Raw genomic sequence first — 11,826 nt, forward strand, 5'->3', positions numbered from 1 at the left:
GATTGCGTTCAACGATGGCTGAACGCGAGAGAGAAACAGTCGCCGATGATTACGGAGGCGACGATGACGAGAAAAAGGGCGCCGGTGGCGATGCGGAACGCCTTCTGCGGTTTCGCGCCGTGTTTGCCGCCGATCGCTCCGACGATAAGATCGGCCACGCGTCCGCCATCGAGCGGGTAGAGCGGCAATAGGTTGAACCCCGCAAGCGCGACGTTCAGCATGGCGAAGATCATGGCGACGTTAATCGCCATATCCGATGCGGAAGACGATGAACCGATGATCTGACTGCCTCCGGTGACGATGCCGACCGGAACCTTCGCCTGCTCCAGCACCGGACCCTGCTCGATGTGCAGTTCGAAATACGCCCGCGTCGAGCCCGCTTCTAGGAACCGCTTCTTCGATTGAATCAATTCGAGATCGCAACCGGTTTCCAGCATGTGCTGGCGCAAAGGGCGCTTGCTGTCGACGCGTAGCGCCTTCAGCTCCTCCGCAGGAAGCTCGCCCAATGCGGCGCGCGAGCCGATATGATCCAAGCCGAACCAGGTTCCCTCCTCGGCCCTGATCGCCATGACCTTGATGTCGATGGCTGGCCGCCTCGCGCTGTCGATCATGGCAGCCACGGTGACAAGGCCGGCGATGACGCCAGCGGCGCCGTCGTAGTTGCCTCCGCACACCACCGAGTCGAGATGCGATCCGATGATGACCGCCGGGCGGGTACGATCATGCCCGCGCAATACGAGATAGGTGTTCTTCGCGAAATCCGCTTCCACCTCGAGCCCGACCGAGCGGGCCGCTTGTGCAAGAAGATCGTGGGCTGCTGTCTCTTTCTCGCTATAAGGAGCGCGGGTTACGCCAACTCCGTCGGCACTGAGGCGACGCAAGTCGGCGAACAGCGATTCTGCCAACACCATGCGTCCGCGCAGGGCTGCGTTCAGATCGAAGGGCCGCTTGGACATCAGTTCTCCTAGGGGCCAAGGACGCGACTTTCGATATTAACGCCGTCGACCGATATTCCAAAGTTGAACATCCGCTTATGGCACTTCCCGGTCGCGCCGCGTGCCGCGAGGGACGGCCGCTCACTGACCCAAAGCGGACTCCGGCAAGCCGGCCCAGCGCCTGTTTACGAGTTCACGCCCGAGCGCTGCCTTCGTGCCTCGCACCCGCCTCGAGGCGTACACCGCATGAGCCCGGTGGGCAGCTTGACGCCCAGCAAGATGACCTTGATGCCGGCGATCACGCCGTCGGGTCTGACCGGACGCGCGAGATCGGCGGCGCCGAGCTGGCGATAGGAAAGGTGCGCGACCGTGCCGCAGACGGCATCGAGTTGGCTGAGTCTCCGCTATTTCCGTCTTGCCCGCCCGCCAGCAACCTTCTGGTCCATCGGTGCGGAGAAACGACATCGCCGAGCCGCTTCCGTCATCGCAGGGTGATGTCGTAGCGGACGTGATTGGTGGCGCGCGCAATGCGGTCGTAGAGAGCGCGGGCCGCCGCGTTGTCAGCCGCGGTATGCCAGTATAGTCGCTGCCAGCCCAGGTCCCGGCCGCGCGCAATCAGCGCCTCGATGAGCCGGCGCCCGATCCCGGCGCCGCGGGCGGCGGGCTCGACCCAAAGGTCCTCGAGGTAGCAGACCATCCGGCGGCTGAAGGTGTGCGGATGAAGCACATAATGCGCAAAGCCGACCAGCAATCCTTCGGAGTCGGATGCGCTCGCCACCAAGCTGCCCACCGGGTTTGCCGGATCCATGAGCCGGCGCCACAATTCGTGGTCATCGGCCTCCGGGATCGAGGCGCCGAAATGCTTGCAATTGGCCGACCACATCCGCTGCCACGCCGGCCGATCTGCCATCACGGTGTCGCGAACTTCGATCGTCACCATTGCCCGAGGCGTTCGGCAATGCCGATGCGATAGGCCACATGGACGGAGTTCCTTGAACGACGCGTTCGCGCGTGCCCCGTGGGCGGCCATGCCGCTCGATCGACAACATAGCAATTGCATCCGCGCTGCAACGCGACGCGGCGCGCGACGGTGGCCTCATAGCGTCCATAATTTGCGACCCTCGGGCAGCGTGACACCCCTCCAGATGCCCTTGATATCGGCGATCACGCCGCCGGGCCTGACCAGACGCTGGAGATCGGCGGCGCCGAGCCGGCGATAGGCCAGGTGCGCGACCGCGCCGACGAGGGCATCGAATGGGCCGAGACCGTCCAGATCGCCCTCGAGCTCGATGCCATAAAGAGAGAGCGCTTCGGCCGCGTCGGCTAAGGCGTCGTGCACGCGGACCTCGGCCCCTCGGCGCTCCAGACCGCGGACGAGATCGGCGACCTTGCTGTTGCGGAGATCGCGGACGTTTTCCTTAAAGGCGAGACCCAGCACCAGCACTCGGGCCGTGCTCGGCCGACCCAGCTCCTGCCAGATGCGCTCGGCGAAGAACTCGCCCATGGCGTCGTTGATGCGCCGTCCGGCCAGCACGATCGCCGGCTCGATGCCGACCTCGAGCGCGGCATGGGCCAGATAGAACGGATCGACGCCGATGCAATGGCCGCCGACGAGGCCGGGGGTGTAGGCGTGGAAGTTCCACTTAGTCGATGCCGCTTCCAGCACGTCATGCATCGACAGGCCCATGCGGTCGAAGATCATCGCCACCTCGTTGACGAAGGCGATGTTGATGTCGCGCTGGGCGTTCTCGATCACCTTCGCCGCTTCGGCCGTGCGGATATCTTTGGCACGGTGCACCGAAGCCGCGATGCGCCCGTAGATCGCCTCCAGTCGCTTGGCCACATCCTCGGTCTGGCCGGCGACCACCTTGGGAAGCCCGGCCAGACCATGTTCGGGATCGCCGACATTGATCCGCTCCGGGGAATATCCGAGGAAGAAATCGCGGCCGCATTTGAGGCCCGAGGCGGCTTCGAGCCGGGGCCCTGCCACGCCCTCGGTCACGCCGGGATAGACCGTGCTCTCATAAACGACGATGGCGCCCGGGCCGAGCCGGCTGCCGATGGTGTCGGAGGCTTGGATCACGGCAGAGAGGTCCGGACGGTTGTCGGCATCGACCGGCGTGGGCGCGGTCACGATGTAGATGTCGCGGCCGGCGAGGATGGCGGGATCGTCGGCAAGCGCCGAGCCGAGAACCGCCAGGCTGTCCGGGCCGATCTCGCCATTGCGATCATGGCCGCGCTTCAGCTCGGCGATGCGCTCCCGGTCGACGTCATAGCCCGCCACCGGGAAATGCCGCGAGAGGGCCACGGCGAGCGGCAGGCCCACATAGCCGAGGCCGACGACGACGATGCTGGGGGGAACGGCCATAGGGGGCCCAGCGTTAACGGCAGCACCGGTCCTCTGTCAACGAGGCTTGGGTCGATGCGGCGGGCCCTGTATAAACCCAACGCGATGGATTGGCTTTGGAATTTGGCCCTGCCGGTCGCTGTCGCCGGCGGCTCCTGGCTCGCCACCGGTGCTGCGCTCGGGCTGCTCCGGCGCCGGGCGATCCTGGACGTGCCCAATCATCGCAGCAGCCACAACGTGCCCACGCCAACGGGCGGGGGCATCGGCGTCATGCTGACCGTGCTGGCGGCCTGGCTTGCCTATGCCGGGCTTGGCGCCGAGCGCCCCTTGGGCCTGGCCGTGCTCGCCGCCGCCGCCGCCGGCTTGGCGCTTCTGTCCTGGGTCGACGACATGCGTAAGCTGCCGGTCCTGCAGCGGCTGGCGGGCCAGGCGGTCGCCGTGGCGGTGGGGCTCTGGGCCCTGGCCGGCGGCGGCCACGTGTTCCAGGGCTTGCTGCCGCCCGCCCTCGATCTCGCAGTGACCGGCTTCCTTTGGCTGTGGTTCGTCAATCTCTACAATTTCATGGACGGCATCGACGGCATCACCGGTGTGGAGACCACGGCACTCGGGCTCGGGCTCGCCCTCCTGCCCGCCCTCGGCATCGCCCTGGACGCGACGCCGGCGCTCATCCTGGCGGCCGCCGCGCTCGGCTTCCTCCGCTGGAACTGGCACCCGGCCAGGATCTTCCTGGGCGATGTCGGCAGCGTGCCCTTGGGATATCTTCTGGGCGGCCTCCTCATCGCCGCGGCCGCTTCCGGAGCCTGGGCTGCCGTCCTCATCCTGCCGCTCTACTATTCCGCCGATTCGACCTTGACCTTGTTGGCGCGGCTTTGCCGCGGCGAGCGCATCTGGCAAGCACATCGCCAGCACTTCTATCAGCGGGCGGTGCGGGGCGGCTGGAGCCATGCCCGCGTCGCCGGCTGGGTGATCGCCGTCGATCTGGCGCTCATTCTGCTGGCCATCCTCGCCACCCTTGGTCATCCCTTCGTGGCACTTGGCCTGGCCGTCATTCTCGTCGCCGCGGCACTCGGCGGCTTTGGCCGCGTCGGGCGGCACCCTGTGATATGATCAGAGCGCCGTCGCAAGCGAGCCGAACCCCCATGCAACTCTGCCCTGCGAGACCCATGCGAGGTCGGTTGGAATGCCCGTGCGCTTGAGGGGCAACGGCCGGTCGTGGGTCGTGATGGCGCATGACGTGGCGCTGGCGGCGATCTCCTATCTCTTCTCGCTGTGGCTCCGCCTGGGCAGCAGCTTCTTCACCTGGTCGGGCGAGGTGATCTGGCTCGGCCTAGCGCTGTTCACGCTGGTCGCCGCCGTGGTGTTCTGGTGGGCCGGACTGCACAAGCGGGTGTGGCGCTACGTCTCCCTCGACGATCTTTTCGCCATCGTGCGCGCCGTGTTCCTCGTCAACCTGGTGTTCCTGGTCACCCTGTTCATGGTGACGCGGCTGGCCGAGTTCCCGCGCTCGACCCTGGCGATCGACGTCTTCGTGCTGACCGGGCTCATGGCGGCGCCGCGGGTGCTCTATCGCCTGTCCCAGGACCGGGCGTTCAAGGCCTTGTTCGAGCGGGGCGGCGCAAGGCGCGTGCCGGTGCTGCTCATCGGCTGGGGCGATGCGGCCGATCTCTTCGCCAGGCGCGCCACGGCGGCGGATGCCACCTACCGCATCGTCGGACTCATCGAGGATCGTACCGAGTGGCAGGGACGCCGCGTGCGCGGCATGGAGGTGCTCGGCCGCGCCGCCGACCTTCCTTCCGTAGTCGAGCGCCTGACCCATCGCGGCATCCGTCCCGAACGCCTGGTCATCGGCAGCGAAGCGACCGGTGCCGAGGTGCGCACGCTCCTCGATGCGGCCGATCGGCTGGCCATACCCTTGAGCCGTCTGCCGCCGCCGTCGCGTCTCGAGCACCCGAGCGAGCCCGAGAGCGACATCCGCCCGATCGCGGTCGAGGATCTTCTGGGTCGGCCTCAGGCGGTGCTCGACCGCTCCCGCATCCAGCACCTCATCGGCGGCAAGCGCGTCATGGTGACCGGGGCCGGCGGCAGCATCGGCGGCGAGCTCGCGCGCCAGATCGCCGAGCTCGCTCCGGCGCATCTGGCACTCTTCGACATCAGCGAATACGCGCTCTACCAGATCGATCTGGAGCTGGCCGAAGGCTGGCCTGAGGTCAAGCGAACCGCGACCCTGGGCGATGTGCGCGACCGCGCCAGGGTCGAGCAGATCATGGCGCGCGAGCGGCCCGAGCTGGTGTTCCACGCCGCCGCCTTGAAGCACGTGCTGCTGATGGAGACGAACCCGAACGAGGCGGTGCTGACCAACGTCATCGGCACCCGCACCGTCGCCGATGCGGCGCGAGGTGCGAGTGTCGAGGCGATGGTGCTGATCTCCACCGACAAGGCGGTCAATCCATCCAGCATCATGGGCGCTTCCAAGCGGCTGGCGGAAGCCTATTGCCAGGCGCTCGACATCGCACTCCGCCCAAGCGGCGGCACCCGCATCGTGACGGTGCGCTTCGGCAATGTGCTGGGCTCGACCGGCTCGGTGGTGCCGCTGTTCAAGCGCCAGCTCGCCCGCGGCGGACCGCTCACCGTCACCCACAAGGAGATGACGCGCTTCTTCATGACCGTGCGCGAAGCGGTCGAGCTGGTGCTGCACGCCTCGGTGCCGGAAGCGGACGCGGCCGATGTCGGCGCCATCCACGTCCTCGACATGGGCCCGCCGGTGAAGATCCTCGACCTCGCCCACCAGATGATCCGGCTCGCCGGCAAGCGGCCGGAGATCGACGTCAAGATCGAATTCGTCGGCTTGCGGCCGGGCGAGAAGCTCAGCGAAGAGCTGTTCCATGACGGCGAAGCATCGATGCCGACCAGCCAGGCCGGCATCCTCTTGGCGCGCCCCCGCACCGCCGATCACGCGCTGCTGAGCCGCGCCTTGGACGAGCTCGCCGAGGCCGCCCGCCAGCGGCGCAGCGAGCAGACCTTGCAGCTCATCCGCCGGCTGGTGCCGGAATACCAGGCCGAGGCCGCGGCCGAGCGCAAGGTGGGAAGAGTCTAACTGCGAGGGGCCATGGTCAGGAAACGCCCGAAGCTCGAGCCCAGATACGAGATCAACGTCTCGCTGAAAGCCTGGGATATCGCTAGGGCCGGCGCCGGCGTCACCTTCAAGATCCGTGACCATGACGGCCTGTTGGGCACGATCGAGATCGGTCAGGGCACCTTCGGCTGGAAGCGTGCCCGCGGCAAAAAGGGCTTCAAGCGCATTCCCTGGCGCCAATTTTCCGAGGCGATGGAACGGCTCTGAGCGCTCCCCGCAGCTTGGTGCTTAGCGAGCCTTTGCAGCCAACTTGAGCACGTGCCCTTCGCCCGGCTTCCGATTGCCGCCGCCCCAAGAATTTTCAATTGTACCAGCCTTCGCAAGCGCAACGCAGATGTCCTTAATGTTCGTTTCACGCAGTCGGTGAGTCTGGAGCAACTGAGCAACGATGGCAGCAAATCTGGTTGGCCCTTGCGATGAGAGGGTCGCGATCAAATCGTCCGCTGCTCGCGCTTTATCGTTTTCAACAATCTGCTCGATCGTGGCTTCCTCCATTTCAGCTGAAAGTCCAGCGAACAGATCAATGGTGCTTGACCGTTCTTGTCGTCTCTTCTCTTTTGCCAGTGCCCGATTTTTCGCGTGCCCGCGCCACGCATCGTATTCGGTCTGTCGAAAAGTCTTTAAGCCTTCTGCGCTCTTGGTCCCATACGTGATGAAAAAGTGCGCCCTATCAGCTGTTGCCTTGTCGATCGGGGTCGATATTACGAAATCGAAGTTACCTGCTGCTCTGAGTGATTCACGAAACAGTTTCTCCACCGCAAGCCCGCGGGGAAGATTTGGGTCGAGCCGACCACTCCAATCAGCTCCGCCCAAGATCGGCTCTAATGAAGCGATGATTTCTGCATCATTGCTATGTGCGAAGCGATTGATGTGGTCGTACATAAAGTTAATTATGACTTCGCATTTACGCCGCATGAAGAGTGGCTTGATCTTATCGAACGGGTAGCCCGTCCATCCTGTCGGGTCGATGAAGATCAGAGGAAATGACGACCCAATGAAAGATTGAATCTCGCCAACAAAGTCTTCGAACTTCCCGCACTGGGTTCTGATTTCGAAGCCTTCGTCAGGCTTGTGAAACGGAGCCACTGCCGATTGAAGCTGCGCGAAGGCACCAGCGTTTATCTCGGAAAAGAAACAGTGAATTTTTCGGCGCTGCCTCTTTCGCTCAAGAATTTGCGCTTGGGCGTCTCTCAGCACTGAGATTGCAATCATAAACGAGGAGTCGCTAAAATTCGCCGTCGTGGTTTCCCAGGGACCCGAGAAACCATCGACGTATGTTACGTCTGAAAACGTTAGAACTTTGAACGCGAGCGCCTGAAGATAGCGCTTGAGAATGAAATGCTTTGCCTTAGTTTGCTCGCGACCTAAGTACGGATCGGTCACCCATCTCGCCCTTCTAGTCCGCAGCCACGGCTCCTAGGTTCTGAACCTTGGATCCAGATGGATATTGATTCCATTCACGTCCGCAGAGGAGGCGACCGCCGGATTTCGGACGTATGCCTCCCCATTGTTTAAAGAAGAATGCAACGTTGGCTGCCTGGCATTGATCTCGGATTTCGATCGCCCATTCTTGGGCCATCGGCCGCGCATGAGGCCCGCTCTCACCACCAACAATTGCCCAATCGATCCCTCTGAGATCGACCCTCCCCACAGAACCCAGCAATGGTTCAAAGGACACAAATTTCACTGATGCCTGCGCAGCTTGAAGATGTCTCATCCGCACCGTGTTCTGCGCGTCTTCAATTGAGACACCCAGCCAAACGTGCGGCGGTGCTAGGTCGGTGCCATATCTTCTCCAAAGATATCGAGCCATCAGAGAGCTGCGCTTGGTGAGGACTTGGTAGGTGTGCCAGTCGGCGGCCTCCATCGTGTCGAACACAGAATCAATGAAGGACCTGGGTACCTCTTTATGAAAGAGATCGCTCATAGAGTTGACGAAAATGCGACGAGGCTGTCGCCACTGCAGCGGCTGCTTCAGTCGTTCAGGCCTTAGTGTGAGGTCAAAACCGTTCTCAAAAGGATGTCCTGGGACACCACGAAACCGCTCTGAGAAGCGTTCCGCGTAGCAGAGATCGCAGCCTCGCGTGACCTTCGAACAGCCGGTCACTGGATTCCATGTCGCGTCGGTCCACTCAATTTGAGTCGTCGTCGACATTGGCCCATCCTAGAACAAATACAGAACATTGACCAGCCTCAATTGTACATGAGGTCGCTTATTTGCCGTCTTGGCGGGAAGCATAGCGACGATCCGATGTATCGGATCTGCGCACTCACTCTGCCGGCATTCCCACGCCTGCCGTGGTCGATCCGTCTAGTTGGCGTCGCCGCTTTGGCGCTCGATCGACATCCCCGCCGGCGCCAGCGCCCAGGAATGCGCCCGCGACTCGTAGACGGCGATGCGGGGCGGCGGAAAGCTCGGATCGCCGAAGGCACCCATAGCCACGGCGATGAATCGGGGCACCCCGTCGTTCTCCCAGTAGACGGTCGAGCCGCAGTTTGGGCAAAACCGGAAGACCAGCTTGTTGCCGCTGTCGGCCACCCGAACGAACTCGCTCGCGCGGCCTTCGATCTCGAGAATCTGTTCGCGTCGGAATCGCGCTTGCGCGCCAAAAGCGCTGCCGGTTCGGCGCTGGCAGTCCAAGCAATGGCACATCGAAATGCGCACGGGTTCGCCCTGGCATGCGAGCCGAAGCTGTCCGCAGCTGCAGGCGGCCTGACGGGTGGTCATTGGTTCACCTTGACTGAGCCGAATCCCATCGAGCTTTGTTCAACGGTTCCGCCGCCGCGGCGTCGGCCTTTGCTTGGGCTTGCGCGCGGGCACGGATGCGAGCTGCGAGAGCTCGCGCACGGTCTCGCTCGCGGTGGTGACGAACAGGAACGGCATCAGGCCGTGGAGAATGGCGGCGAGCCCGCCCTTCACCATCTTCCAGCCGTAGCGCTGGGCAAAGAGGAGATGCTCGCTATAGCTCTGGCCGACCGAGCGCGGATGCGACAGGAACCGCCCCAGCATTAGAACTCGTACTTCTCGATGATCATCGGCTCGCGGCGCGCGGCCTCGACCCATTCGACCATCTGCGGCAGGTTCCAGACGGCATCGACGTAACGCTGCGCGTCCTCCTCGAGCGCCACCTGGTAGGTGCGGAACCGGCTGATCACCGGGCCAAACATCGCGTCCGCGATGGTGAAGTGCCCGAACAACAGCTCGCCGCCCTCGCCGAAGCGCTTGCGGCAGTCGCGCCAGAGCGCCGTGATGCGGTTGACGTCCTCCTGCACGCCCGGGGCGCGGCCGCGGCCGGGAAAGCTCGAGCGGACATTCATCGGCATGTTCTCGCGCACCGCGGCGAAGCCGGAATGCATCTCGGCGCTGACGGCACGCGCCACCGCACGGGCCTCGCGATTCTCCGGCCAGAGCTTCGCCTTGGGGAATTGCTCGAAGAGATATTCCGATATGGCAAGCGAGTCCCAAACCGTCTGTCCGTCGTCGATCAGCGCCGGGACCCGCCCCGAGGGCGAGTGCCGGAGGATCTGCTCGCGGGTCTGCGGCTGATCGAGCGGAACCACGATCTCCTCGAAGGCCTCGCCGGTCGCTTTCAGCACCAGCCAGGGACGCATCGACCAGGATGAATAGTTCTTGTTGCCGAGAACGATCGTGAAGCGGGCCATCGCCCCCTCTGTGCTGGTTGCGCTTGGCCCGCATTAGAGCAAACCGGCGGGTGGGTGCAACCAAGAAGCCGGAGCGCGTTGTTTTTCTGGCCTTTTCACCGACGCGCAAGCGCGCCATTCTCTCCATGCCTACCCGAAACCTGAGCGGAGCCATGCCCGTGCCCACCTCTCTTGCCTCGCGCGCCGGGGCCGACACGATCCCCATCGTCCCGGTCAAGAAGGGGCGGCTCCGGGATTTCCTCAAGGACAAGCCGGCCGGGCTCAAGGCGTGGTTGGAATCGGTGGGCTTCACCGCCGAGCCCGGCAGCGTGGCCCTCGTGCCTGGCCGTGACCATCGGCTGCGCCAGGTCTTGGTCGGCGTCGAATCGCCAGGGCATATCTGGGCCTATGGCGATTTGCCGACCAAGCTCCCGGCCAAGCACCGCTACCGGCTGGAGGCGAGGCTGGAGGCAGCCGAGGCGAACAACGCCGCGCTCGGCTGGGCATTGGGCAGCTATGCCTATACCCGCTACAAGAGCGCCAAGCGGAAGCCGGCCACGCTCGTCTGGCCCGAAGCCGCCGACCGCGTCCTGGTCGAAGCCCGGGCCGAGGCCCTATGCCTGGCCCGCGATCTCATCAACACGCCGGCCGATGACATGGGTCCGAGCGCGCTTGCTTCCGCGGCCGGCGAGCTCGCCAAGCAGCACGGCGCCAAGATCGAGGTGATCGTCGGCGACCAGCTCCTGAAGCGCAACTACCCGACCATCCACGCGGTCGGCCGCGCCGCGGCCGATGCCCCTCGGCTCATCGATATGAGCTGGGGCAAGCCGTCGGCGCCGAAGGTGACCTTGGTGGGCAAGGGCGTGTGCTTCGATTCCGGCGGGCTCGACATCAAGACCGCCGCCGGCATGAAGATGATGAAGAAGGACATGGGCGGAGCCGCCAGCGTGCTGGCGCTGGCCAAGATGATCATGGCCGAGGCGCTGCCGCTCCGGCTCCGGGTGCTGGTGCCGGCGGTGGAGAACGCCATCTCCGCCAACGCCTTCCATCCCTTGGACGTGATCCGCACGCGCAAGGGCATCACGGTCGAGGTCGGCAACACCGATGCCGAGGGCAGGCTCATCCTCTGCGATGCCTTGGCCGAAGCCGACAGCGAGAAGCCGACCTTGCTGATCGACATGGCGACCTTGACCGGAGCCGCGCGCGTGGCCTTGGGCCCGGAGCTGCCGGCCCTGTTCTCCAACAACGATTCGGTCGCTGCCGATCTCCTCACCCATGCCCAAGCCGAGGCCGACCCGCTCTGGCGCATGCCGCTCTGGCAGCCCTATCGCAAGATGCTGGAGACCTACATGGCGGACATCTCGTCCACCGGCGATGCGCCCTTCGCCGGCTCGGTGACCGCGGCCTTGTTCCTGCAGAGCTTCGTCTCCAAGGATACGCCCTGGGTGCATATCGACACCTACGCCTGGAACGCCAAGACCAGGCCCGGGCGCCCGGAAGGCGGCGAGGCGCTCGGTGCGCGCGCGCTGCTGGCGCTCATCCGCCAGCGCTACGCGCGGGTGTAGAGTTGTTTCATCTCGTCATGGCCGGGCTCGTCCCGGCCATCCACGTCTTCGGTGGTGCAGCGGCACGACGTGGATGGCCGGGACGAGCCCACGGCTGTCCGGTTTAGATTCAGATGCATTGAAGGGTCAATTGGGAGTTATTGAGACTTGGCCCTGGCAGTGGGTTGAGCAGGTGGGCAATTGGCTTTCGATGCATGAGGTTGA

At 64.4% G+C, this 11,826-nt stretch carries 12 protein-coding genes; 4 read left to right on the forward strand and 8 right to left on the reverse strand.

Going from position 1 to position 11,826, the window contains the following annotated elements:
• Nucleotides 1-8 precede the first annotated feature (8 nt).
• From HY058_22225 to HY058_22235, 3 genes are all read right to left on the reverse strand, one after another.
• The gene (locus tag HY058_22225; GenBank protein ID MBI3500019.1) at nucleotides 9-956 is read right to left on the reverse strand and encodes a M20/M25/M40 family metallo-hydrolase; all 948 of its coding nucleotides are present in this window, start codon (nucleotides 954-956) and stop codon (nucleotides 9-11) included.
• A 460-nt stretch (nucleotides 957-1,416) separates the two neighbouring features.
• Nucleotides 1,417-1,875, reverse strand: coding sequence for a GNAT family N-acetyltransferase (locus tag HY058_22230; protein MBI3500020.1), 459 nt, complete (start codon nucleotides 1,873-1,875; stop codon nucleotides 1,417-1,419).
• A 156-nt stretch (nucleotides 1,876-2,031) separates the two neighbouring features.
• Complete coding sequence (locus HY058_22235) at nucleotides 2,032-3,303, reverse strand: nucleotide sugar dehydrogenase (protein MBI3500021.1); 1,272 nt, start codon at nucleotides 3,301-3,303, stop codon at nucleotides 2,032-2,034.
• Nucleotides 3,304-3,387: 84 nt separating this feature from the next.
• Between HY058_22235 and HY058_22240 the strand changes: the two genes are divergently transcribed.
• From HY058_22240 to HY058_22250, 3 genes are all read left to right on the forward strand, one after another.
• Entirely contained in the window at nucleotides 3,388-4,389 is a 1,002-nt protein-coding gene (locus HY058_22240; protein ID MBI3500022.1) for a glycosyltransferase family 4 protein, read from the forward strand.
• 73 nt (nucleotides 4,390-4,462) lie between these two features.
• Nucleotides 4,463-6,376, forward strand: a complete 1,914-nt coding sequence (locus HY058_22245) for a polysaccharide biosynthesis protein (protein MBI3500023.1) — start codon at nucleotides 4,463-4,465, stop codon at nucleotides 6,374-6,376.
• Between the two features lie 12 nt (nucleotides 6,377-6,388).
• Nucleotides 6,389-6,622: a hypothetical protein gene (locus HY058_22250; GenBank protein ID MBI3500024.1), complete on the forward strand. Its 234-nt coding sequence runs from the start codon at nucleotides 6,389-6,391 to the stop codon at nucleotides 6,620-6,622.
• A 21-nt stretch (nucleotides 6,623-6,643) separates the two neighbouring features.
• On the opposite strand, the gene tcmP is transcribed toward HY058_22250, so the two are convergent.
• The 5 genes from tcmP to HY058_22275 form a co-directional block, all read right to left on the reverse strand.
• Nucleotides 6,644-7,798, reverse strand: coding sequence for a three-Cys-motif partner protein TcmP (tcmP, locus tag HY058_22255; GenBank protein MBI3500025.1), 1,155 nt, complete (start codon nucleotides 7,796-7,798; stop codon nucleotides 6,644-6,646).
• Between the two features lie 13 nt (nucleotides 7,799-7,811).
• Nucleotides 7,812-8,570, reverse strand: coding sequence for a phage Gp37/Gp68 family protein (locus HY058_22260; GenBank protein MBI3500026.1), 759 nt, complete (start codon nucleotides 8,568-8,570; stop codon nucleotides 7,812-7,814).
• A gap of 156 nt (nucleotides 8,571-8,726) precedes the next feature.
• A complete protein-coding gene (locus tag HY058_22265; GenBank protein ID MBI3500027.1) occupies nucleotides 8,727-9,143 on the reverse strand; it encodes a GFA family protein in 417 nt (138 codons plus the stop codon).
• Between the two features lie 39 nt (nucleotides 9,144-9,182).
• On the reverse strand, nucleotides 9,183-9,425 hold the full coding sequence (locus tag HY058_22270) for a hypothetical protein (protein ID MBI3500028.1): 243 nt from the start codon (nucleotides 9,423-9,425) through the stop codon (nucleotides 9,183-9,185).
• Nucleotides 9,425-10,078, reverse strand: coding sequence for a glutathione S-transferase family protein (locus HY058_22275; protein MBI3500029.1), 654 nt, complete (start codon nucleotides 10,076-10,078; stop codon nucleotides 9,425-9,427). The genes HY058_22270 and HY058_22275 overlap by 1 nt, the downstream gene beginning before the upstream one ends.
• Before the next feature lie 152 nt (nucleotides 10,079-10,230).
• Here HY058_22275 and HY058_22280 point away from each other — a divergent pair, with 152 nt between their 5' ends.
• On the forward strand, nucleotides 10,231-11,622 hold the full coding sequence (locus HY058_22280) for a leucyl aminopeptidase family protein (protein ID MBI3500030.1): 1,392 nt from the start codon (nucleotides 10,231-10,233) through the stop codon (nucleotides 11,620-11,622).
• Nucleotides 11,623-11,826: the final 204 nt, after the last annotated feature.

It is taken from the genome of Pseudomonadota bacterium (genome assembly GCA_016195085.1).
GTDB lineage: Bacteria > Pseudomonadota > Alphaproteobacteria > SHVZ01 > SHVZ01 > JACQAG01.